General features: G+C 61.3%; 19 protein-coding genes and 2 pseudogenes. 11 read left to right on the forward strand and 10 right to left on the reverse strand.

The genetic code is table 11. The annotated features are described in order from the left end of the window. From HMPREF2845_RS07845 to HMPREF2845_RS07875, 7 genes and pseudogenes are all read left to right on the forward strand, one after another. A pseudogene (locus HMPREF2845_RS07845) lies at positions 1–464 on the forward strand (peptide ABC transporter ATPase); the annotation flags it as partial. 186 nt (positions 465–650) lie between these two features. Continuing rightward, a complete protein-coding gene (locus HMPREF2845_RS07850; RefSeq protein ID WP_070634396.1) occupies positions 651–1,133 on the forward strand; it encodes a DUF6318 family protein in 483 nt (160 codons plus the stop codon). 91 nt (positions 1,134–1,224) lie between these two features. Further along, the gene (locus HMPREF2845_RS07855) at positions 1,225–2,235 is read left to right on the forward strand and encodes a YeiH family protein (protein ID WP_070634397.1); all 1,011 of its coding nucleotides are present in this window, start codon (positions 1,225–1,227) and stop codon (positions 2,233–2,235) included. A 251-nt stretch (positions 2,236–2,486) separates the two neighbouring features. Beyond that, positions 2,487–2,987, forward strand: a complete 501-nt coding sequence (gene ybaK, locus HMPREF2845_RS07860; protein WP_049340583.1) for a Cys-tRNA(Pro) deacylase — start codon at positions 2,487–2,489, stop codon at positions 2,985–2,987. Positions 2,988–3,074: 87 nt separating this feature from the next. Beyond that, positions 3,075–3,536 carry a peptide-methionine (R)-S-oxide reductase MsrB gene (gene msrB / locus HMPREF2845_RS07865; RefSeq protein ID WP_070634398.1) on the forward strand — a complete coding sequence of 154 codons (462 nt, stop codon included), beginning with the start codon at positions 3,075–3,077 and terminating at the stop codon, positions 3,534–3,536. 213 nt (positions 3,537–3,749) lie between these two features. After that, positions 3,750–5,015 (forward strand): HRDC domain-containing protein, encoded by a 1,266-nt coding sequence (locus HMPREF2845_RS07870; RefSeq protein ID WP_070634399.1) that lies wholly within the window; start codon positions 3,750–3,752, stop codon positions 5,013–5,015. Positions 5,016–5,239: 224 nt separating this feature from the next. Then, on the forward strand, positions 5,240–5,767 hold the full coding sequence (locus HMPREF2845_RS07875) for a Rieske (2Fe-2S) protein (protein ID WP_070634400.1): 528 nt from the start codon (positions 5,240–5,242) through the stop codon (positions 5,765–5,767). Positions 5,768–5,950: 183 nt separating this feature from the next. Here HMPREF2845_RS07875 and dxs read toward each other — a convergent pair whose 3' ends face one another. The 3 genes from dxs to HMPREF2845_RS07890 all read right to left on the reverse strand — a co-directional run bounded on the left by dxs (position 5,951) and on the right by HMPREF2845_RS07890 (position 12,306). Further along, entirely contained in the window at positions 5,951–8,023 is a 2,073-nt protein-coding gene (gene dxs, locus HMPREF2845_RS07880) for a 1-deoxy-D-xylulose-5-phosphate synthase (RefSeq protein WP_083308752.1), read from the reverse strand. Between the two features lie 225 nt (positions 8,024–8,248). Continuing rightward, complete coding sequence (locus tag HMPREF2845_RS07885; RefSeq protein ID WP_070634401.1) at positions 8,249–9,913, reverse strand: class I SAM-dependent RNA methyltransferase; 1,665 nt, start codon at positions 9,911–9,913, stop codon at positions 8,249–8,251. A 242-nt stretch (positions 9,914–10,155) separates the two neighbouring features. Then, positions 10,156–12,306: an APC family permease gene (locus HMPREF2845_RS07890; protein WP_070634402.1), complete on the reverse strand. Its 2,151-nt coding sequence runs from the start codon at positions 12,304–12,306 to the stop codon at positions 10,156–10,158. A 193-nt stretch (positions 12,307–12,499) separates the two neighbouring features. Between HMPREF2845_RS07890 and HMPREF2845_RS07895 the strand changes: the two are divergent. Continuing rightward, positions 12,500–13,165: pseudogene (locus HMPREF2845_RS07895) on the forward strand (TrkA family potassium uptake protein); the annotation flags it as partial. 225 nt (positions 13,166–13,390) lie between these two features. Next, complete coding sequence (locus HMPREF2845_RS07900; protein WP_005506372.1) at positions 13,391–14,044, forward strand: potassium channel family protein; 654 nt, start codon at positions 13,391–13,393, stop codon at positions 14,042–14,044. 108 nt (positions 14,045–14,152) lie between these two features. On the opposite strand, the gene HMPREF2845_RS07905 is transcribed toward HMPREF2845_RS07900, so the two are convergent. The 5 genes from HMPREF2845_RS07905 to HMPREF2845_RS07925 form a co-directional block, all read right to left on the reverse strand. Further along, positions 14,153–14,947: a DUF3159 domain-containing protein gene (locus HMPREF2845_RS07905; RefSeq protein WP_070634404.1), complete on the reverse strand. Its 795-nt coding sequence runs from the start codon at positions 14,945–14,947 to the stop codon at positions 14,153–14,155. After that, the gene (locus HMPREF2845_RS07910; protein ID WP_049340596.1) at positions 14,937–15,476 is read right to left on the reverse strand and encodes a hypothetical protein; all 540 of its coding nucleotides are present in this window, start codon (positions 15,474–15,476) and stop codon (positions 14,937–14,939) included. Before HMPREF2845_RS07910 ends, HMPREF2845_RS07905 begins: the two co-directional genes overlap by 11 nt. Beyond that, on the reverse strand, positions 15,476–16,267 hold the full coding sequence (locus tag HMPREF2845_RS07915) for a DUF3710 domain-containing protein (RefSeq protein ID WP_049337392.1): 792 nt from the start codon (positions 16,265–16,267) through the stop codon (positions 15,476–15,478). The genes HMPREF2845_RS07910 and HMPREF2845_RS07915 overlap by 1 nt, the downstream gene beginning before the upstream one ends. Before the next feature lie 79 nt (positions 16,268–16,346). Continuing rightward, on the reverse strand, positions 16,347–16,793 hold the full coding sequence (gene dut, locus HMPREF2845_RS07920) for a dUTP diphosphatase (protein WP_044142235.1): 447 nt from the start codon (positions 16,791–16,793) through the stop codon (positions 16,347–16,349). Between the two features lie 240 nt (positions 16,794–17,033). Further along, positions 17,034–17,333, reverse strand: a complete 300-nt coding sequence (locus HMPREF2845_RS07925; RefSeq protein WP_005506382.1) for a DUF4193 domain-containing protein — start codon at positions 17,331–17,333, stop codon at positions 17,034–17,036. Between the two features lie 326 nt (positions 17,334–17,659). Between HMPREF2845_RS07925 and sepH the strand changes: the two genes are divergently transcribed. After that, positions 17,660–18,850: a septation protein SepH gene (gene sepH, locus HMPREF2845_RS07930; RefSeq protein ID WP_070634405.1), complete on the forward strand. Its 1,191-nt coding sequence runs from the start codon at positions 17,660–17,662 to the stop codon at positions 18,848–18,850. A gap of 140 nt (positions 18,851–18,990) precedes the next feature. Here sepH and HMPREF2845_RS07935 read toward each other — a convergent pair whose 3' ends face one another. Both HMPREF2845_RS07935 and HMPREF2845_RS07940 read right to left on the reverse strand, forming a co-directional pair. Next, positions 18,991–20,256 carry an alkaline phosphatase family protein gene (locus tag HMPREF2845_RS07935; RefSeq protein ID WP_070634406.1) on the reverse strand — a complete coding sequence of 422 codons (1,266 nt, stop codon included), beginning with the start codon at positions 20,254–20,256 and terminating at the stop codon, positions 18,991–18,993. An 84-nt stretch (positions 20,257–20,340) separates the two neighbouring features. Beyond that, entirely contained in the window at positions 20,341–20,934 is a 594-nt protein-coding gene (locus HMPREF2845_RS07940; protein ID WP_049350301.1) for a DUF5998 family protein, read from the reverse strand. Positions 20,935–21,220: 286 nt separating this feature from the next. Here HMPREF2845_RS07940 and HMPREF2845_RS07945 point away from each other — a divergent pair, with 286 nt between their 5' ends. Next, a complete protein-coding gene (locus HMPREF2845_RS07945) occupies positions 21,221–23,746 on the forward strand; it encodes a DNA gyrase/topoisomerase IV subunit A (protein ID WP_070634407.1) in 2,526 nt (841 codons plus the stop codon). The last annotated feature ends 185 nt before the right edge of the window (positions 23,747–23,931 follow it).

The following is a 23,931-nucleotide window of genomic DNA, read 5'->3' on the forward strand; positions in this document are numbered from 1 at the left end:
TCATGCCCTCCTCGTACGTCATCGAGTACGGCAACGGCGACCAGGCAACCCACTACACCGCTGGTAAACCGGTCGCCACCTACCCTCGTGAACGTCCGCGACAAACGGAAACCAGCTACGCCTACCAGCGTTCCGGCAACTTCCACGCGTACGCGACCGTGCACTACACGGCTCGCTTCCGCGTGGATGGCGGACCCTGGCAGATGATGAAGGTGACTCCACAGGCAACCAGTAACCCGCTGCTAATCCGTGTGTGGTGGGTCGATGTGGGCCGCGTCGGCGGCACCTGCGATGAAGACGATACTCGTTGGGGCTGCAAGAACGACCCCACGATGGGTAAGAAGGATAACCCGAACCCGCGTCTGCGCAAGGCCGATATCCGTACCGGCCAGCGCTGGCACCTCAACGATAACGGTGACGGGGATACGGAGTACTCGCTGCACCGCGACTGGCCTGACATGTAAGGTCGTTCTCCTGCCGTGGGTCTTACGTTGAGAAGCCACATGTTCGCTGAAAAGCCACTTCTTTTGTGGCTTTTCGAAACACATGTGGCTTCTCAGCTATCGGGTTCCTCCCTTCGGCTGGTTAGTCTTCCGGTTTCTAGCCAGCCACCTATTCACACTTCACACCGATATGAGGAATACACTTCCATGACTTCCGTTATTATGACCCGCCGCGCAATGCTGAGCGGCGGTACCCTTCTGGGTCTTGGTGCCCTGCTTGCGGCATGCGGCCAGCAGGCAAATAACGAGGCGGCAGCCACTGCCTCCACCACACCGAGCGAATCGGCATCGGCTTTCGCGGCGGCATCCGATGCCGCTTCTGCTTCCGCTACTCCGAGCCCGGTCATTACCCGCGGCTATTCTGGCGGCTCGAAAGCACCCAACGGCGAATACCGTGAAGCTGATGAATACGGTATAGCTCAGAACGTCCCTCTCCCCAAGGCTAAGCCGCAACAGTACCCTGAAACCTTTGCTGGTCTTCGTGAGATGATGGCCGATTGGGTCAGAGCCCGTAACTACGGTATTCAGACCGGTGATATGCAGTATGTATGGCCCTCTATGCTGGATACCTACGAGAAGGATATTAAGTTCCTCAAGGATATCGAAGGCCTTTATCAGCGCGGAGGCTGAGGTGGTGCGCTCCCCGGACTGGGTCTGTATTCCTACTTTCTAGTTTACCAAATAAGACTATAATAAGGAGTATCTATTTTCGGAGGTTTTTATGTCATTTCTATCAAAAAATTGGGCAGGGCTGTCAGTCTGTCTGATCATTTCTATCATCTCTTGGGTTTTAGGAGGATTTCTGCCTGTTGTGGGAGCACCTGTTTTCGCCATTTTTATCGGAATGATTCTCCATCCCTTTCTCACTTCCTATACACAACTGGATGCCGGTTTGACTTATAGCTCCAAAAAACTGCTTCAGTATGCTGTTATTTTGCTTGGGTTTGGACTCAGTATCTCACAAGTTTTCGCAGTTGGAACATCTTCCCTTCCTGTTATCCTTTCAACTATTTCAATTGCATTGATTATAGCTTTCTTTTTCCAACGCTTTTTTAACCTTGATACAAAGCTAGCTACCTTGATTGGAGTTGGATCTTCTATCTGTGGCGGTTCTGCCATTGCAGCGACTGCTCCTGTTATTCACGCCAAGGAAAAAGAAGTAGCCCAAGCCATTTCTGTTATCTTTTTCTTCAATGTCTTGGCAGCTCTTATCTTTCCGACTCTAGGTTCTTGGCTCCATCTTTCCAACGAAGGTTTTGCTCTCTTTGCGGGTACTGCGGTCAACGATACTTCCTCTGTGACAGCTACTGCTAGTGCCTGGGATAGTCTTTACAATGCAAACACTCTTGAGCCTGCAACTATTGTCAAACTGACACGTACTCTAGCTATTATCCCTATCGTTCTCTTCCTCTCCTATTGGCAAAGCCGTCAACAAGGCAACAACCAAGGAGTGAAGCTTAAAAAAATCTTCCCCGTTTTCATTCTCTACTTTATCCTAGCTTCTCTGCTAACTACTCTTCTCACATCTTTCGGTGTCAGCACTAGCTTCTTTTCACCTCTCAAACAACTCTCCATATTCCTCATCATCATGGCTATGAGTGCTATTGGTCTCAAAACCAACCTCATTGCTATGATCAAATCCAGTGGAAAATCCATTCTTCTTGGAGCCCTTTGCTGGATTGCTATCATCCTGACTAGTCTTGGCATGCAATTACTCATCGGTATTTACTAAGAAAAAAAGGGAGCCTAAAGGCTACCTCAGAACGTAGACAAATCAGATGGATTTTGGACTGTCGTTGGCTCGCTTTCTCAAGAGCAGCTGAAGGAAAAAGGGTTACTGAAATAACCCCATAACCATTGAGAAGCCACATGTGTTTCGAGAAGCCACCATTATTGTGGCTTTTCGAAACACATGTGGCTTCTCGGCGCATGGGTATCAGCGCATAGGTATCCGCGCATGGTGACTTCCGTAAAATGGTGTCTATGGCTAAGAAAACTAAAGGTAAGAAGAGCGGCGCAGCAACCGCCGCCGTAGCACTGCTGACCGAGACGAACACCCCCTTCCAGATGCGTGAATACGAGCACGTTGAGGGCGTCACCTCCTTCGGTGAAGAGGCCGCGAAGAGCCTCGGCGCCTCCGAGGAGCAGGTGTTCAAGACCCTGCTGATCGTGCACGAGAAGGATTTCGCGGTCGCGATCGTGCCGGTCTCTGGCAAGCTGAACATTAAGGCTGCCGCGGCAGCCCTGGGCTGGAAGAGCGCCTCCATGTGCGACCCGAAGGTCGCTGAGCGCCGCACCGGCTACGTGGTGGGCGGTATTTCTCCGCTGGGTCAGAAGACCCCCTCCCCCACCCTGCTCGATGAGTCTGCGCAGCTTTTTGACACGATCATGGTCTCTGGCGGTAAGCGCGGCCTGGACGTTGAGCTCGCCCCGGACGACCTGCTGAAGCTGACCAACGGCAAGTACGCTGACATCCGCGCTTAGTCCGCGCTCAGCGGGAATAATCCGCCCGGCCGCGGCGTTACATATGCCGTAAGAGCCTGGGCATGAGAGCAAACTGAAGGAGTCATGATGGGCAATTCGCTACCCGGCGTGGGTGCTATCGCCAAGAACTGGCGTGAAGTGCTCAAGCCTGAAGAGTACGCTGTTCTGCGTGAGGGCGGCACCGAGCGCGCGTTCACGGGCGAGTACTGGAACACCCACACGGAGGGTGTGTATTCGTGTCGTGCCTGCGGTACGGAGCTGTTCCGTTCTGATCAGAAGTTCGATTCGCATTGTGGTTGGCCGTCGTTTTTCGCGCCGCTGGCTGAGGACCGTGTGCGTTACCTGGAGGACACGACGTTCGGTATGCGCCGTGTGGAGGTGCGTTGCGCCGCCTGCGATTCGCACCTGGGTCACGTGTTTGAGGGTGAGGGCTACCCGACTCCCACGGATTTGCGGTATTGCATTAATTCGGTGTGTCTGACGCTGACCCCGGCTGGTGAAGCACAGCCTGGTGATACTCCGGTTGACGAGGCGGAAGCCGCCGAATAAACCCCGGCAAGACCCCTCGCGGGCACGCCGGTGAACCCCTTATTGTGAGTCTCTCTAAATTCGAGGCTTTAAGCTCGGGCGGGTAGAATGGCGTAGTGCCTTCGCGGGCACGTCACCCCGCCCGGGCTCGTGTTTGCTCGGGCGTGCGCCTACCCGGGTATCTGGCGCATCGTATGGGCGCGTCGAATCAGACAGAGGAAAAGGATTGAGTGCATGAGTACCGCAGCTGAACAGAATGCCGCAGGCACCCCTCAGCTGACCCTTAACGGTATCGAAGTTCCGGATGTTGTTCCTCTGGAGACCCCTTCCGCACCGATTCCGACCCTTATCAATACGGAGAGCGGTCTGCGTCGTGCCGCTGAGCAGTTGGCGGCGGCGTCCGGCCCGGTGGCTGTTGATACGGAGCGAGCTCAGGGCATCCGTTATGGTTCGCGTGCTTTTTTGGTGCAGCTCAAGCGTGAGGATCAGCTGTATCTGATTGATCCTGAGGCGTTTAAGGATTTGCGCATTATTAACGATGCTTTGGCGGATGCTGAGTGGGTTATTCACGCCGCGATTCAGGATTTCCCGAGCTTGGATATGCTCGGTATGCGCCCGAACCGTCTGTTTGATACGGAGCTTGGTGCACGTCTTGCCGGTCTGGAGCGCGTGAACCTGGGTGCGACCGTTGAGGAGCTACTCGGCTATAAGCTGGCGAAGAAGCACTCGAAGGAAGACTGGTCGCGCCGGCCCCTGCCAGAGTCCTGGCTGAACTATGCGCTGCTGGACGTTGACGTGCTCATTGATTTGCGTGACGCAATGGAGGATTTGCTCCGCCAGCAGGGTAAGCTGCAGTACGCCCTGGAGGAGTTCGAGTACCTGTGTAAGAGCCCGGTGAAGGATCCGACGGATCAGCCGGAGCGTTGGCGTAAGACGAAGGGCCGCACGATGTTGCGTTCGGTCAAGCAGCTGACGGCGTTGCGTAACCTGTGGCTTGAGCGTGACTCGCTGGCGCGTAAGAAGGACGTAGACGCGAAGCGCCTGCTGCCCGATTCTGCGATTGTGGAGGCGGCACGCACCATGCCGCGTAACGTGCCCGCTATTATGGCGATCCCTGGTTTTCAGACGCGTGGTTTGCGTCGTGAGGGACCGCGTTGGGTGCGTGCTATTGCCGCGGCGGCACGCGGTGAGAACGCTGTACCGTTCACTTTGCCGTCGACTGCCCCGCCGCCGTTGAAGGCGTGGGAGTCTAAGCGCCCGGAAAACTTGGCGCTGTTCACCGAGGTTCGTCAGGCAATTGATGAGCTCTCTGAGGAGCTGAATATCCCGGCGCAGAACCTGATCACGACCGATTATGTTCGCCGCCTCTGCTGGGAGCCGCCGGCTCGTTGTGACGAGCAGACCCTGCGGGATGCGCTCGCTGAGTACGGTGCGCGTTCGTGGCAGACGGGTCTGGTTGCCCCCGTGATTGCGCCGATTTTTGCCCGCCACCTGGGGTAGATTTCTCTAACGCTGAATAGATGTGTGTGCCGGTTGGGTGTGTTGCTGATGCGACCGCCCGACCGGCATTTTGTGTGCCTCGGGAGTTTGACACGGTAGTTTGTCCCGGTATTTTGCCTCAGCAGTTTGTCTCCGGTGCAAACGTGAACCAAGCTTAGCCTGCTCTCATTCGATTTTTGTCCCAAACCGGCATAGGGTGGAGAGAGTACACGAAAGGAACCACCATGCCCGCACCCAACGGATGCTGCCGCTCTCAGAAGGCATGCGCCTCCCCTGCTACTGAATCTGCAACCGTCGACACCGCAGTCGATACCACAGAAACTGATTCTTCTGCGCGCGTCTTCTCCCGCCGCGCAACCCTCATCACCGGCGCCGTCACATCCGGTGCGTTGCTCGCCTCCTGCGCTGAAGGTGACTCCAACGTTACCGCGCCCGAAGGCACCGTTGAGGTAGGTTCCGCCTCCGCAGTGGGCGTGGGCAAGGCGGCACGCCTGACTCACGGCTCCACGACCGTTATCGTCTCCCAGCCGTCCGCGGGCGAGTACAAGGCGTTCAGCACCGTGTGCACCCACCAGGGCTGCCAGGTGCAGGTGCAGGATTCCAACCGCATCGTGTGCCCCTGCCACGGTTCCGAGTTCGCTGTAGCTGACGGCTCGGTCGTGCACGGCCCCGCGGAGTCGCCCCTTGCCAGCTACCCGGTGCAGGAGAAGGGCGGCAAAATTTTCGTCACCCACACCTCCAAGGATTCCTAAACCGGCGGCTCAGAACCTACGCACAGCAAAACCTCCATACGGCAAGACCTGCGCACAGCAAAGCCCCACCCATCACAATCGATGGGCGGGGCTTTGTGCTGTCTTATGGTACCCGCTACTGATGCCTACTATTGCGGCGCGCTACTAAGAGAAGCTTAGGCGGCACATTTCAGGTACGACCGCTTAGCGGGTGTGGCGCGGCTTCTGACCCTCTTCACGGGCGAACGGAACCTTATCGCCAGCCAGCTGCGCACGCAGATCCGCGATGATGGTTTCCGCGGTCAGGCCGACCTCCTCCAGAATCTGCTCGCGAGAAGCGTGCGGAATGAACTCCGCCGGAAGACCCAGCTCGCTCAGCGCAGTGTCCACGCCAGCCGCACGCATTTCCTGGCGGATGCGCGAACCCACACCACCGGAACGCACGCCGTCCTCAATGGTCACCACAATGCGGTGATCACGAGCCAGTTCAACGACCGAAGACGGCACCGGCATCACCCAGCGCGGGTCAACCACGGTGGACTGGATGCCCTCGGCGGCAAGCACCTTGGAGGCTTCCAGAGCCACGCGAGCCATAGCGCCCACGGCAACGAACAGCACGTCACGCTGACCGGTTTCCGGGTGGGGTTCACCGGTGCGTGCCAGCACGTCCACGCCGTCGCTGCGGCGCTCCAGGGCGGGAATGTCCTCGCCCACGGAGCCCTTCGGGTAGCGAATCACGGTCGGTGCGTCGTTAATAGCTACAGCCTCACGCAGCTCTTCGCGCAGGGTCGCGCCATCACGCGGAGCCGCCAGGTGCAGGCCCGGAATGAACTGCAGCATCGCCAAATCCCACATGCCGTGGTGGCTTGCACCGTCCGGGCCGGTAATGCCGGAGCGGTCCAGCACCACGGTCACGCCCGCCTTGTGCAGGGCAACGTCCATGAGCAGCTGGTCAAAGCCGCGGTTCAGGAAGGTTGCGTAGAGAGCAACCACCGGGTGCATGCCGCCGTACGCCAGGCCTGCACTCATCGCCACGGCGTGCTGCTCAGCGATACCTACGTCAATAACGCGCTCGGGGTGGCGCTTCTGGAATTCGCGCAGACCCACGGGAATGAGCATCGCGCCGGTAATACCGACGACGTTCTCCTGCTCATCCGCAATATCTGCGATTTCGCTACCAAAGACACCGGTCCACGACTCGGAGGTGCTGGTCGAAACATCCTCACCGGTCAGCGGGTCAATCTGGCCCACCGCGTGGAACTGGTCGTCCTCGTTCGCGCGGGCGGGTGCGTAGCCGTGGCCCTTCTCGGTAATGGCGTGCACGATGACCGGGCCGGCGTAGTTCTTTGCCGCGGTCAGCGCGTTCTCCACAGCCTGCTGGTCGTGGCCGTCAATGGGGCCCACGTACTTCATGCCCAGGTCTTCGAAAATACCCTTGGGCACGACGACGTCCTTAATGCCCGCCTTCATGCCGTGCAGGCCGCGGTACACCATCTGACCGACGGGGCCGCCACGCTGCAGGCCGATGCGCACTGCATCCAGGGCGTTGTCGTAGCGGTGATCGAGGCGCACGCGATCCACCTGCTGCTGCACACCGTGCTTGAGTTCAGACAGCTGGTTCGCGAAACCGCCAATGGTCGGCGCGTAGGAGCGGCCGTTATCGTTGACCACAATCACGACCTTGCGGGTGCGGTCGGCAGCAATATTGTTCACAGCCTCCCACGCCATGCCGCCGGTCAGCGCGCCGTCACCAATGAGGACCACGGTGTAGCGGTCATCTTCACCGTTGAGCTTGTGCGCGCGAGAAATACCGTCAGCCCACGAAATCGAGCTGGATGCGTGCGAAGAAGCAATAATGTCGTGCTCAGACTCGCCACGATCCGGGTAGCCGGACAGGCCGCCCTTCTGACGCAGCGTCTTAAACGCGTGACGACCAGTCACCAGCTTATGCACATAGGACTGGTGGCCGGTGTCGAAAAGAATGTTGTCCTTGGGAGATTCGAAGACACGGTGAATGCCGAGGGTCAGCTCCACAACGCCCAGGTTCGGACCCAGGTGACCGCCGGTCGCCGACACATTCGTCACGATGAACTGGCGAATTTCCTTAGAGAGCTCCTCCAGCTGCTCGTAGCTGAGGTTCTGCAGGTCCGCCGGGGACTGAATACCCGGGAGCAACTTGGCAGTGGCACCATTACCAATGCTGTAGTCGGCGGTGGGTGCGCCACCGGCGGCGCTATTCGGGGTCTCCTCCTGCGGCAATGCGTTTTCAGCGGACATACACCCACACTCCTCAAGGTCGGGGCACGGCTCATTCCGTGCGTTGGTTCTTCAATGATTCTACCGTTTAAGGTGCCAAAAAGCAGATTTATGCGCCCGCAGAGCAAGACGCACCGGGTTGAGCGAAAACGGCCTGAAATAACCCCTAGTGGGCAGGCTGGTGAACAGCCCAACCCGCCCAACACTGCGATTATTTGCTTCTTTGTTACAGCTACTAGCTGCGCGCTACTTGGTGCGGCGGCGGCGCGGACGAGGCTTCGCCGGGGCACGCTCAAACAGCGCCACCGACTCCACGTGATGCGTATTCGGGTACATATCGAACGCCCGAAGCTGCACCATGTCCCAACCCAGCTCACGCAAAATACCGGTGTCACGGCCCAGGGATGCCGGGTCGCACGCCACGTACAGAATACGCTTGGGGTCCAGCGCATCCAGGCGTTCCAGGGTGGTTCGGTTCGCGCCCTCACGGGACGGGTCAAGGACCACCGCATCAATAGCGGGGATTTCACCAAACTCAAGGGCGGTCTTCAGATCCACCAGGTGGCGTGCCACGTCGCCGCGAATCACCTCAATGCGGGTGTCCGCAGAGTTCTCGGTGCGGGAGCAACCATCCGGCGCGAAGTTCGAGCGCGCATCCTTGTGGGTCACCGGGGAGCCCTCAATGCTGACGACGGTACCGGTTGCGCCCACGGCGTCCGCGAGCGCGGCGGTAAACAGGCCCGCGCCGGCGTACAGGTCGAGGGTGCATTCACCTTCCTGCGGACGGAGCATGGTGAGCATGGTTCCGACCATGGTGGAGGGGGCGGCGCGGTGAATCTGCCAGAAGCCGCCGGCAGATACCTGGTAGCTGAATCGGCGGGAGCCGAAGGTGACTTCTTCGGTGACGGAGCGCAGACCCGCGCCGAGCAGCTGGTCGCCTTCGGGTACGCGGCGGTAGGGGGTGTGGGAGGAGCCGGGGCGGCGGCGCTTGGGCTTGCCGTTGGAGGTGGACTGCGGGGTGAAGAACAGCGAGATCTTGCGCTTGGCGAGCAGTCCCCAGGCGTCGGCTGCCTGCTGTTCGATGTCCTTGGCGACCTCTTCGATGGAGAAGCGCGGATCAACGATGAACTGCAGTAGGACCCTGCCGCGGGAGGAGACGGTTGCCTCGACTTCGCGTACGCCGCGCAGGTTCAGCTTCTCAAGCTCTAGGTTGCGCAGTTCGAGTGCGGCGAGGGGAAAGTCTACGACCGGTACGGGCTGGGAGGCGCGGTAGGGGTGCATGCCGATGCGCCAGGTGACGGCGGGGCTCTTCTTGCCGCTGTTCTTCTGGTTGCTAGGCTCGTTGCTGTTCTTCTGGTCGCCGGGCTCGGTGCGGACCTTGGTCACGTTGTAGCGCACGCGGCTACGCCAGGACAGACCCTCGTTGTTATCGCGCAGGGGAAGCTCTTCAACGATGAGGTTGGTCAGCAGGGGCGACTCGAGGGGCAGACCGCCCAGTCGGTTGATTTGGGTGCGGACGATATCAGTCTTGTAGCGTCGCTGCTCAGCCAGGCTGATGTGGCCATATTCCATGCCGCCGAGTAGTTCGGGTACGCCGGTTGCGGCGGCGCGTTCCTCGTCGGTTGCGAGCGCATCCGCCTGGATCCAGGGGTGGGGGCGGCGTGCCAGGGAGGGTACGGGTACGGAGACAACATCTGCGAAGTAGAAGCGGCGCTTGGGGCCGATGGCGGTGATGCGCACTTCTGCCTGTTCGCCGACGATGCCGTGACGCACGAAGATGACGCCCTGTTCGGTGCGCGCTACGAAAGCGCCGCCGTGTGCGGGTGCCTCACAGGTGACGGTGAGGGTCTGCCCGACGCTGTATCCGTCTACGTTGTTGGAGGCGGCAGGCGTGGTAGCAGTGTGGGTCACAGCATTGTCTCCTAAAGAATCACTTAATGTGAATTATTTTACACCGGATTGTGCCTTTGCTCCGGTTCCGACGCCCCCGCATGGGGCGCCTCATCCATTACAAAAGGCAAAGTCCAGGCGCTATGCGGGGTGCTCAAGCAAAGTTGCGGGGCAATTGACCGAGCTGGGCGCTGGGCGATCATACTCGGCACCAGGCAAATATTTCTGGGCGCCGGGCAATCATGCTGAGCGCTGGGCGATTATTACGGCTGGCGTTTCTTCTCGCGCGCCACAGCGTCCGCCTCGTGCAGGCGACCGCGGTACACCGCGTGGCGGTTGCTCTGAATCAGCTCGCGGCCGCCACCGGCTGAACGGGTCACGTTCGGGGCAATTGCCGCAGTGAAACCGTCAGCCTCTACGGTCGAATCGTTGGCAGCTGCATCCTTGCCTTGCAGGCGCTGATCAAAAATCTCATCATACACCTCATCCTCGTGCATCGCCCAGGGCACGGTCGCCGTCATGACGCCAGGCTCGTGCAAAAGCGCCTGCTTGAGGCGGCGCACCGTGCGGCGGTGCAGAATACGCTGCCACCAGTGCTTCACCACAAACTCCGGGAGGTACACCACCAAAATATCGCGCGGTGACTTCTTGCGGCGGCGGCGAACATACGAAACGACAGCCTCCACCGTGTCACGGTACGGCGAATCAATCACCGACAGCGGCACCGGAATGCCCAGGGCATACCAGCGCTTCTTCACGACTTCCAGAGCGGCGCGGTCATTGTTGACCGTTAGCGCCTCAATCGTGGAGGGGCGGCCGGCACGCGCATACGAGAGGGCACGAACCGCCGGGCGGCGCACACGCTCCACGTACACGATGGCGTGCACACGCGAAGGCAGGGCCGCCACATCCGCAACGGATTCAGCGTTCAGGGGGATGTCCAGGGCGGCATCCACAGCATCGTAGTGGCGGCGAGTCACAACCATACCTCCAACCATCAGGGCAATCATTCCAAGGGAGAGCCACGCACCGGCGGCGAACTTCGTCACCACGACGATGACCAGCACCGCGGCGGTCACCATCACGCCCACCGCGGAGACCGCAATATCGCGCAGCAGGGCGCGGCGCGGCATCTGCGCCAGGGTAATGCGCAGCAGACGCATGCGGTAGCGCACCACCGCCAGCTGAACCAGCACCATCGACAGGCACATGCCCACGATGTACAGCTGAATCAGTGAGTACACGTCCGAGTTGAAAACGGTGGTGAGGAAAATTGAGAATGCCGACAGCGCCAGCACACCGTTCGCATACAGGCCTCGTGATTCCATGCTGCGGAAGAACACCGGCAGGTACTGGTAATCAGCCAGCGACGAGGCAATCACCGGGAAGCCGGTAAACGCAGTCAGCGAGGCAATAATCAGCACGCCCACCGTGGCAAACACCAGCAGCTGCGCGAAGAACGGAACACCCTGATAAATCGCCAAAGCCACCTGGTACAGCGCCGGCTTCTGGTGGAAGTACTCCCCCGGCGCGTGCCCGTCAATGAACAAGAAACGGGTCGTATCGTGCACCATGTGCACGCGGGTTGCCGCCGCAAAACCGAGCAGGCTCACCAGCAGGACCGAGGTAATCAGGCCCATCATCATCATGGTGACCGCCGCGTTATATTTCTTCGGACGGCGGAAATACTTCACCGAATTAGAGATCGTAGAAACACCCGAGAACGCCACCACACCGGCGGAGAACGAACGCGCCAGAAGCAGCACCAGCGCCAAGCCTTCCAGGGCATGATCGTGGTATTCGGGGGCAATCACGTAGGTCGCCGACTCAGCCAGCGGCAGGGTACCCGTCGCGGCACGAATCCAACCCACAATGAGGGTCGCTCCTAACAGCGCCAAGAAAACGTACAGCGGCCAGTACGCAATCTTGCCCAGCAGCTGCACGCCACGCAGCGCAAACAGCGTCAGCGCGACAATGAGTAGCACAGCAATGTGCGTGCGCCAATCCTGAATCTGCGGATACAACGCCACCAAAAACGAGGACGCCGAAGACATCGACACCGCCACTGTGAGCATATAGTCCATCAGCGACGAAGCGCCCATCACAATCGACGGCAGCGCACCCAGTTTGCGGTGCACCAGCTGAATATCGCCCTCAGAAGCAATCTGATTAATGTTGTACCGGTAGGTGCCAATCACCAGCAGACCCACCATCGCCACACCCAAACCAATCCAGGGCGAAAAAGCGAGCGCAGAGGCACCCGCGGCGGCAAGGGTCAGAATCATCTGATCGGCGGCGTAGGCGACCGAGGAGATACCGTCGGCGCCGAAAAGAGGCAGGGCGTAGCGCTTCGGCAGATTGACAGCCGAAAGATTTCGCGTGCTGACCGGCCTGCCGGTCAGGGCGATGCGCATCTTATCCCAACGATTCCTCACGCTGTTAAGGCTATAGGTCGCGGCTTCAAAGCTCAATTTTATTCAGCCGAATAGTGGGCATGGCGAGCGGAATATCACGGAGCATCGGCGTGGAGGCTCACCCGCCCATTACACTGGTAGAGGTAGGCGGTAACGCCTTATCACCGTAAAACATCAACACTCGGAGGGATGTATGCCTCACTTCGTCATTATGGGTGCCGGACGCGTGGGCGTCATGTTGGCGCGCACTCTGGAAGCTTCGGGGCATACGGTCGCCGTCATTGACCAGGACGAACGTGCTTTCCAGCCGCTGCGTAAGGGCTTTGAGGGCCGCCTGGTTACCGGTGTTGGTTTTGATGAGGACACCCTCAAGCGTGCCGGTATTACCGAGGCGTACGCTTTTGCCGCGGTCTCTTCGGGCGATAACTCGAATATTATTGCCGCCCGTGTGGCGCGTGAAATGTTCAAGGTGAAGAACGTTGTGGCGCGTGTGTACGACCCGAACCGCGCCGAGTTCTTCCAGCGCATGGGTATTCCTACGGTGGCGTCGGTGCGTTGGTCCACCGACCAGGTGCTGCGCCGTCTGCTGCCCGAGCAGGCGCTCAAGGGCGACTTCCGTGAACCCTCGGGCCGCCTCATGCTCACCGAAATTCCGCTCGACGACGGCTGGGCTGGCCACGCGTTGACCAGCATCGAACGTGCCGCCGGGGTGCGCATCGCCTACATCACCCGCTTTGGTGAGGGCATGCTCCCCCGCCCCGATTCCGCCTACCAGCAGGGCGATAGCGTGCACGTGATGATGCGCACCGACGACGTTGCGGACGTAACCCGTATTCTCTCCCGCCCGCCGCGCGTCGAAGACGAAGAAATGGAAGCGGACTACGCTCCCGCATCCGGCCACCGCAAGCATCCCCACGCTCCGAAGAAGCCCGCCGAATCCGGCGTGACGATCACCCCCAAGCAGGAGCACAACGAAACCCCCGTTGTCGAGCACGAATTCCATCTCGGTGACACTCCCCCGGAGCTGCCCGATCCCCTCGAACTCATCGGCCGCCATCGTGATTCCTCGAAAGGTGAGAAGTAAGTGAAGGTCCTCATTGTTGGTGCCGGTTCCGTGGGCGCCTCCATCGCTAAAGAACTCATGATGAACGGCCACGACGTGACCATCATCGACTCCAAGCCCGAAGTCAAGAAGCGTGCCGATCTGCCCGGTGTGCGCTGGCATATTGGTGACGCCTGCGAACTGTCCGTACTGCGCCAGGTGCACCCGAACAAGGCGGACGTGGTCGTTGCCGCAACCGGTGACGACAAGGCAAACCTGATGGTCTCCCTGCTGGTTCGCAGTGAGTTTGGCGTGCCGCGCACCGTGGCGCGCGTGAACAACCCGCGTAATGAGTGGCTCTTTGATGATTCCTGGGGCGTGGACGTTGCCGTGTCCACCCCGCGTCTGATGACCGCCCTCGTTGAGGAAGCCGTGGAAGTCGGCGACGTGGTGCGCCTGCTGACCCTGCAGGCTGGCGGCGCGACCCTCGCCGAGTACACCGTGCCGGATGACCACCCCGTCATCGGTTACCGCGTGGATCACGTGCAGTGGCCCGTTGATACGGTGCTCACCGCGATCCTGCGTGACGGCGCGCCAATCCCGCCCAGTGCCGACGTGGCGATTGAGGGCGGCGACGAGCTGTTCTTCATCACGACCATTGCCGGTGAGGATCAGATCCGCGCACTGTTTGCATAGCACTGTTCGCATAGCGTTTATACGTAAGTTTTTGAGGAGGCGAAAGCCCCGGTCACGGGTACCGGGGCTTTCGTCTACCTTCTAGAAGGCCTCTATGAAGTTGTGGGGTTAGCGGCTTTCTGAACCGTCAGCTTCGGTAGCGACAGATACGTCAGATTCTTCAGCATCTTCAGATTCCTCGCTCACCAGCGCCTCCTCCGGTGCCGACACACGCCACGCCAGCCACACGCCCAAAGCGTACAGCGGCAGACCCATCACCAAACGGGTAGCGCCCAGCGCCTCCACATTATTCGCAAAATACAGGGGCACCTGCACGGCAAGGCGCAGCATCATCAGCACGGTAATAATCCAGGTGGCCAGCATGTACTGGCGCAGACGCACCGGGTTCTGACGCCAGCTCAACGCCTCGCCACGAATGACCGCGAAAATCAGACCCATCAGCGGCCATCGCACCAGCATCGACAGCAGATACGCCAGAATGTACACGCCGTTCGTCCAGAAACCGACCACAAAGTAGTCACTCGCGTTACCGGTACGGTACGCCGCAAACGCACAGATTGCCACGCCCACCAGACCGGTCAGCGCGCTCACCAACTTAGAGCCCTGCACCAGACGGACCAGCGTGAACACACCCGCCGCAGCCAGCGCCGCAATCAGGGACAGGTTCAGTTCCTTCGTCACGGTGAACAGCACCAGGAACGCCACCGCCGGCAGCGAAGACTCCACCAGGCCGCGCCAGCCGCCGATAGCGTGCAGAATATCCACATCACCGTTGGCGGTGCGGCGCATATTCGCGCCCATGGAGGCGCTCAGGCTCTGCGCAAACTGGTTCCCCTCCCGCGCAGGGTCAGTTGCGGGGTTAGCGTTCGGGTCGGGCTGGGTCGAAGACTGCTCAGCGCTCATATTTTCCCTTCTCAGCAAAGAATTGCGGCACAATCTCATAGCGCGGGTTGTAAATCACCGGCTGATGCGCCCTCACCGACACCACGCCGGAACAGCGCAACAGCGCACCGGCAAGCACGCCGGGCACCATCCGCTGCCCCTGCCACTTCAGCAGAATCCGGTCCCCCGGGTTGAACGGCGCATAGGGCGGGAACGACACCTCGTGCTGATCCTGCACCGCCACGGTCGCCAAAGACGCCGTGTTCAGGTGGTGTTGCTTCTCGGAATCCTCGGACTCCTCGTCGAAATCCTCACCGGGCGGCTCCACAATCGGCATGCCAATCAGCGCCAACGGGCTCGACCACTGCAGAGGCTTCGACTTCGCCACCACCAGCTCGGCACGGTACATCGGCTTATCCTGCAGCGCAGGCAACCATACCTGCTCCACGCGTCCGGCAAGGCGTACGCGAAAGCGCTCGGGGTACCCGGGAGCAAGAATCTGCTCCTCAGGAACCGCGAGCGCACTCGGGTAGTTCGAGAACTCAGGCATTAGCCAATCTCGGTAATCTCAGGGCCGCGGCGAGGCATCGGGCGCAGCTTGCTGTGCTCGTTCTCGGTTTCTTCCTCCACGGCGGGCTCTTCCTCAGCCACAACCAGGTCGGCAGGCAGAGTCATGGGCAGCAGCTCGCGCGGCGGGCGCGGGTCGTCGCCACGGTCCACCACGACAGTGCGGAAGACTTCCTCCACGGAGGCGGCAGCCTTATCGTCACCGAGCACAGCCGCGCCGGAGATGACGCCGCGCAGGAACCAGCGGGGGCCGTCCACACCCACGAAGCGGGCGATACGCTCACCGGGCTGACCGTCCGGGGTGACGGCGGGCAGGCGGGTCAGCATCTCGGCGCCGAATACGCCGGCGTAGATTTCGACGATGCCGCCCTGGGAGGCGACGGACTCGGTCAGGTCGTGACGGATGTCGTCCCAGATGCCGGTGGTGCGCGGTGCAGCGAATGCCTGCACCTGCAGGGTTGCGCCGTCACGGGTGATGGTTGCGGCGATGACGGCACCGGTTGCGTCGTCAGTTTCGAGGCGCAGGTTCATGCCGTCGAGCAACTTGATGCGCAGCGCACCCAGGTCGACGTAGTCTTCGAGGTCTTCGGCGGTGACTTCTTCAATGTCGTGCGGGCCGTTGACGCGGTCGTACTTGATGACCTCGGGAGAGTTCTCCTCTTCCTTCAGCTCCTCAACCTCGACGTTGGTCTCCTCAATCTCTTCGGCGACAGCCTTGTCGATGGCGGCCTTTTCAGCCTCCTCGGCGTGCTTCTTTTTACCAAATCCGAACATGGTATTCCTACTTTCACCGCACGCAGGGTGCGGGGGGGGGTTCTTCTCTTCTCTCGTGCCGTTTCGCGGTGAGAGCAGACTAGTGGATTCCGCTGGAGCCGAAGCCGCTGGAGCCGCGTTCGGTCTGTTCCAGTTCATCCACCACGGTAAAGGTTGCGTGCTCGTACTTCTGAATGACCAGCTGGGCGATGCGGTCGCCGCGCTGCACGTGGAAGGACTTGGTCTTGTCAGTGTTGAGCAGGGTGACCATCAGCTCGCCGCGGTAGCCGGAATCAACGGTGCCGGGTGCGTTCACAATGGTGATGCCGTTCTTGGTTGCCAGGCCCGAGCGCGGGTGCACCAGACCAACGTAACCTTCGGGCAGGGCGATTGCCACGCCGGTGGGGACGAGGGCGCGTTCGCCCGGTTCCAGTTCGAAGTCGATACGGGAGCGCAGGTCAGCGCCGGCGTCGCCGGGCTTTGCGTAGGCGGGTGCGGGCAGCTCGGGGTCGAGCAGCTTAATGTGGACGTTTACGGGGGTCATCATGGTCAATACTCTAACCTTTCGCGGGTGTCTGTGCCATCACCTCGCGCTGTGTTGAGGCTCTACTGCGGGGTGTTTTCGTTGCGTGTTCGCGTTCAGCGCGTGCCGCGGCGTGCCGTGTTGGGTGCGACGCGGCGCTGTTCTTGCGTGCGCGGCTTTCACATACTCAACGGGGCGGGTGCACTCGGCACTCGCCCCGTCATGAGGTGTATGTCGGGTGGGTGTTAGCCCTTCCCTAAAGTTTTAGCCCTCGCACTCGATGCAGTAGGACAGGCCGCCCTCTTCGCGTGCAATCTGCGAGCGGTGGCGCACCAGGAAGCAGGATGCGCAGGTGAACTCGTCGTCCTGAGCGGGCAGAACAACAACGTTCAGCTCCTCGTTGGAGAGGTCAGCACCGGGCAGCTCGAAGCTTTCTGCTGCGCTGTTTTCGTCTTCGTCCACCGCACCGGACTGCATCTCGGAACGGCGGGCGTTCAGCTCCTCGTAGGACTCTTCGTTCTGCTCTTCGTCCTGCTTGCGAGGTGCATCGTAATCAGTTGCCAAACTTTCACGCTCCGTTGGTTCTGTGGCTGTGTGTTGAACTAGGCCACGCTGGTTTAATGAGTGCTCTAGGTGCCGCTGGTGAGGATTTAACCCCGACGGCATGCCAGGTATTGTTCACCATTGGCACCCTATTTGTCTAATCCTGGGTAGGCTTTGGACGGTTTAGGCGTCACATTCTAGCTTTTTCGGTCCGAAAAGTACATCTTTTTTTGGGGAAAATCCCGCCTCCGCTACTGATTTACCGCGCTTTCACGGTACCCTGGAAGGTAGTTTGCGTTCCGTGCAACACATTCACGAACGCGTCCGGTTCACCTATGGAGGTTCTCATGCTTGAACTGCGTCTGATTGGCGTTCACGATGACGGCGAAAATCTGGTGCTTGAGTCTGCTGACGGCACCCGCTTATTGCTGCCCATTGACGCCAACCTGCGCACGAGCATCACCAAGGCTCGCCGTATTCAGCCCGCCCGCGGTCTGGGCGCTAAGGGCACCTACGGTCCGCGCGATATTCAGACCCGTTTCCGTCAGGGTGCCTCCGTTGAGGAAATCGCTGAAGAGTCCGGTTGGGAGCCGGAGCGCGTGCGCCGCTACGAGTGGCCGATTGTTGCTGAGCGTGCCCACATTATTCGTGCCGCTCAGAGCGTGAAGATTGGTCGCCGCAGCTCCGCTTCGGGTACCGCACAGATCCCGGTGACCCTGAGCGCCCGCATTGAGGAAGTCTCTGAGCGTTACGGTTTTGAGGAGGCAACCCAGGACTGGACCACCCGCCAGCAGGAGAACGGCCAGTGGCGCGTTGAGGTTGATATTGCGCTGAAGGATTCGGTGCGTCAGAACCTGCCCGCGCAGGTCGTCTTCCCCGCACGTTGGGTGTACAACCCGGCGAACCAGGGCCTGTACGCGTCGAATGAGGCGGCGTACTTCCTGATGGGCAATAGTGAGGATGCTGTTGCCGCCGCCGCGAAGAAGGCTCCCGTGGAGGTTCCTCCCGCCCGCCTGCCGAAGGCACCCGAGCCCGCACCGGCACCCCTTACTTCCTCTGAGAGCGCTGATGAGCGTAAGCTCAAGGAGCTTCTGGAACGCGCCCGCTCGGTGCGCCCGGCGCAGGTTGAAGAGCCCGAGGTGTTCGTACACCGCGAGTCCGCTGAGCCCGCTGAGCCTGTAGCACCGGCTGAGCCCGCAGAGGCCCCCGCCGCTGAGGCCCCCGCCGCTGAGGCTCCCGTAGCGCCCGCAGCAGAGCCTGCGGCACCCGCAGCACCCGCTACTGAGGCTCCCGCCGAGGCTGCATCTGCCCGCGGCCCGCTGACCGGTGCACCCGCCGCACACACCCCCGCGGCGCATCCGGCACCGGAAGATTACAGCGAGCACGCACCCGCCGAAGAGCCTGCTGAAGCACCGGCTGAATCCGCACCCGCAGAAGCTGCTGAAGCTCCCGCATCGGAGAAGCCCAAGTCTTCCTCGAAGAAGCAGCGCGTGAGCGTTCCCGCTTGGGACGACATCATCTTCGGCGGCCGCAAGTAAGCGACCGCCCTCGCGCCGCCCGATAGAGGCATCAAGACGAGAGCATCTAGACATACGAAAGCCGCCGGTTATTCGCGTGAATAACCGGCGGCTTTTCTATCTTCTCAGCCTGTATCCGCTGAGCGGGGCTCTTCCGAATCTTAGAAGGTCTTGAGCATGCGCAACGGCACCAGACGCTCAGCGTCCGTCAGCGAACCGTGCTGACCAACCATGTGCAGGGCACGCTCCTGATAGTGGCGCATATCGTACAGCGCCCAGTCGTCGCGAGCGCACACCATCAAATCGCCGATGCGGCCGCGCGCCGCATCCGTGATGACCGGGCCGAAGTAGCCGGCGCGTATCAGTTCGCGAGAATCAATCACCCAGGCGCGCTCGCCCCAGTACTGCGCCCAACGCTGGGCGGTGGCGGTGCGTGCCGCCTCCGAGGTGTCTTCCAGGTACAGGTGCACGGCGCGCGGTTCACCGGCGGTCATGGCGATGTTGCGGGTCAGCTCCTCCACGCCCGAGTAGTCGATGCGCTGGTGCTCGGGCACGTTCACCATGCCGTGATCGGCGGTGACGAAGAGTGCCGCCCACGCGGGGGCGCGCTCCGCCAGACGCTTCAGCGCCGAGTTCAGTTCCTCCAGCTGCTGTAGCCATTCGTCGCTGCCCACGCCGTAGCGGTGGCCCGCCGCGTCAATCTCACCCCAGTACAGGTACACGGTGGTCGGGGTGCGGCTGGAGAGCGCCTCCAGGGCGTAGGTGACGCGGGCGTTGTAGCCGACGGCGTCCACGAAGTCGCCGCCGCGCAGCGCCGCCTCAGTCAGACCGGTACCGCGGTACTTACCCAGCGAAATGGTGAGCGCGCGACGGTTCGTATGGTGGCGTTCCAGCACGGTCGGCAGCGGCTGCCAGGCGTGCGGGTCCACCGACTGATCCCAGCCGGACAGGTGGTTCATGACTGAGCCCGCTCCCCCGTTACCTGCCGGGTTGCGCACCTCGTAGCCGGCAATGCCGTGCGCGCCGGGTGCCGTGCCGGTACCCAGCGAGGTCAGGGAGGCGGCGGTCGTGGTGGGGAACGCGGCGTCCAGCGGGCCCAGGTTCAGGGTCTTACGCAGGGCGGGCGCGTAGCCACCGTAGCTGTTGAGCAGCTGCTCGCCCAAACCGTCCACCATGACCACGCAGGCGTGACGGAACGACGCCGGGTCAACATCCTGCTCCTCAAGGCGGCCGGCAAGGTTTAGCGGGTCGGCAACAGCGTGGAACGCCGGATTGGAATCCAGCGCGTGCGCGGGGCGCGCCAGGCTTCGCTGAGCCACCAGAGAGGAGGCGGACTCCAGCACATCGGCGATGCTATTGCTGCCGTAGGCGGGCGCGGGAGGCAACGGCGCGCCCAGAACATCGTGCAGGGTGGTCTGTACCGTCATAAGGTCCTCTCAGGGGTGTGGCGGGTGTGTGAAAGTACGGGGCACCGCGCGGGATTGATACTGTGCGAGCGCTACCACCGGTGCTTATCGGCGGGTTGCGTACATGCGGGCACGGTGCAGCGCACGCGCAAAATGTTGCGCACGCTGAACCGACTCCGGGCCGTCAGCGGTCGCAGAAACACGCACCGCAATGTCCTCGCGGCGCGCATCGCCGGTGAAGCCGTGGTCGGCGTTGCACTGCGGATCCTGGCAGCCGGCAGGAGCCAGCTCCATGTGCAGCGAACCGGTCCAGGCAATCTGGAAGGAAATCTCAGTCGGGGCGGTGCTACCGGGGTTGTACGCCTGCGGCTGGCTGAAACCGTAGCTGATGGTGACCGCGTTCAGGGCGCTCAGGTGCACCGCCTCCACGCTCACATGCGCCACGGTGCCCTGCGCGTCACCCTCAAGGTGCTGGTCGTCCAGGTGCGCAAAGATGACGTGCTCACCGCAGAGCACCATCACGGTGATGTGGCGGTGAAAATCATCGCGTGAGAAGTGGGTTTCATGCTGTACGAAGTGCGCGTCCGGGTTCATGCCCGCCAGCGCGTCATCCACCACTTCCAGCACAAGGTCGGGGTAGAAACCGGCATGCTTAATGTCTGCGACCAATTGCTCGCGTTCGGGGGTGGTGGCGTACATCGTACCTCTTTCGTGCGGTGCCCTCATGAGGCGACGTCGGTCGGCGCACACGATGAAGGCGGTTAGGTATTACTCCCCTCTACCTTAGAGGGTTCCAGCCGGGCTGTGCTACTTGACCACGCTAATACAGGCTCATATGACTGCTTGCAATCCCCCGGTACACTTCGGTTACTGCCCCGCAACCGCCTTGGCGCACCCCACAGATGACGCCGACCAACCAGCCCGTCTCATCCGCTACCACCCGCTAAAATAGGAGGAGCGAAAACACACCGACACGAGGAGATATATGGCTCGCCGATCCAAATCCACCGTCAGCGACTACCCGGTGGATGTGGTAGAGAATATCGTCGACATCGACGTATCCGCTGAGATGGAAACCAGCTTCCTGGAATACTCCTACTCGGTGATTTATTCGCGCGCCCTCCCCGACGCCCGCGACGGCCTCAAGCCCGTGCAGCGCCGCATCCTCTACATGATGCAGCAGATGGGCCTGCGCCCCGACAAGGGCCACGTCAAGAGCGCCCGCGTGACCGGCGAGGTCATGGGTAAGCTCCACCCGCACGGCGACGCCGCCATCTACGACGCTATGGTTCGCCTCGCCCAGCCCTTCGCGCTGCGTCTGCCCCTCGTGGACGGTCACGGTAACTTCGGTTCCCTCGACGACGGCCCGGCAGCCGCCCGATACACCGAAGCACGCATGGCACCCGCCGCGCAGGCACTCACCGCGGACCTCGAAGAAGACGTGGTTGACTTCGTGCCGAACTACGACAACCAGTTCATGCAGCCCTCCGTGCTGCCCGCAGCGTTCCCGAACCTGCTCGTCAACGGCACCACCGGCATCGCGGTCGGCATGGCAACCAACATGGCGCCGCACAACCTGCGCGAGGTCATCGCCGGTACCCGCCACCTTATCGCCCACCCCGAGGCGACCCTCAAAGACATCATGAAGTTCATCCCCGGCCCCGACCTGCCCACCGGCGGCACCATCGTGGGTCTGGGAGGCATCCGTGACGCTTACGAAACCGGCCGCGGCACCTTCAAGACCCGCGCGAAGGTCTCCATCGAGCAGGTCAGCCCCCGCAAGCAGGGCATTGTCGTCACCGAACTGCCGTACATGGTCGGCCCCGAAAAGGTCATCGAAAAGATCAAGGACGGCGTCAACTCCAAGAAGCTCACCGGCATCTCCGACGTGGTCGACCTGACCGACCGCACCAACGGTCTGCGCCTCGTCATCGAAATCAAGAACGGTTTCAACCCGGAGGCGGTGCTCGCCGCCCTCTACAAGCACACTCCGCTTGAGGATTCCTTCGGTATCAACAACGTGGCGCTCGTGGACGGTCAGCCGCAGACCCTCGGCCTGCTCGACCTGATGCGCGTGTACATTGACCACCGCCTGAACGTGGTCCGCCGCCGCACCGAATTCCGCCTGGGCAAGCGCACCGACCGCCTGCACCTGGTGGAGGGCCTGCTCGTGGCAATCCTCGACATTGACGAGGTCATCCAGATTATCCGTGAGTCTGATGAGACCGCTCAGGCACGCGAAAAGCTGAAGGTCGTCTTCGACCTAACCGACACCCAGGCGAACCACATTCTGGAGCTGCGCCTGCGCCAGCTCACCAAGTACTCCCGCCTGGAGTTGGAAGCAGAACGCGACACCTTGCAGCAGGAAATCGCGGAGCTGCAGCGTATCCTCGGTTCCGATGCGGCGCTGCGCGAACTGGTCTCCGAGGAGCTCGCCGAGGTTGCCGAACGCTACGGCACCGACCGCCGCACCCAGCTCAAAACCAAGGACGAGATGCAGGTCGCCATTGAGGCAGTCACCGCGCAGTCCAAGGCGAAGAAGAGCCTGGGTCTTGCCCTCGAAATCGCGGACGATCCCTGCTGGGTGCTGCTTTCGGCATCCGGTATGATGGGACGCACCCCCGGCAAGCCCATCCGCGAGGCGCTTGTGGATCCCGGCAAGCGTTTCAAGCACGACGTGTTCACCTCGATTGTGCCGACCACCGCGCGCGGTGAGATCGGTGCCGTGACCTCCGCAGGACGCATGGTGCGTCTGTCCGTCATGGACATTGCGGTGCTGGACGAGAACGGTGGCACCCCCTCCATGACGTCGGCGGTGAAGGCAGCCGAGCTGGTTCAGCTCGCCAAGGGTGAGAAGCTGGTCGCCCTCGTACCGCTGAACACGGTGCTGGCGCTGGCAACTGCGGGAGGCGTAATCAAGCGCCTGAACCCGGATTACCCGCTGAACCAGACCGAGTGGGACATCATGAAGCTCAAGGACGGCGACGAAATCGTAGCCGCCGCCCCCTGCCCCACCGACGACATGATTCTTACCTTCGTCACTCGCGACGCGAAGCTACTGACCTTCGACGCGGCAAAGGTCCGCCCGCAGGGACGCACCGGAGGCGGTATCGCAGGCATCAAGCTTGCCGACGACGACCGCCTCATCGCCCTGGGTGTGACCGCGCCCGGCGACGCGGCGGAGGTCGTGACCGTCACCAACGGCAAGGACGGCCTGGCGAGCGCCAAGGTCACCGCGCTGAGCGAGTACCCGCAGAAGGGCCGCGCGACCGGCGGTGTGCGTGCGCACCGATTCCTCACCGGTGAGAGCCAGCTGGCTCTGGCTTGGGTGGGCGTTGGCCCGGCGAAGGCGGCATCCTCCGGCGGCGTGGCTCGTTCCCTGCCGACCGAGCACGGTGCCCGCGACGGCTCCGGCGTGATGCTCACTCAGAGCATCGGCATTGTGGGCCCGAACTATGCGGCTGTTTCTGCTGCGATGGCGGTTAGCCCGGAGGGTGAAAAGCTCTTCTAGGCGCGCCGTTCACGGCCTTTCGACCTCAGGTTGTTTGCAAAGCCTGGGGGAATCCGCGCAGATATAACGCGCAGAGCAATGTGCCCAGAAAATTTTGCACAAAGAAATGCCCCGGTACTTTCACGAAGTACCGGGGCATTTCTCGCAGTTTCTTGCGTTCAATCTCGCCCGCGATGGCTACGCTC

Source organism: Rothia sp. HMSC065B04, assembly GCF_001812285.1.
Lineage (GTDB): Bacteria > Actinomycetota > Actinomycetes > Actinomycetales > Micrococcaceae > Rothia > Rothia mucilaginosa.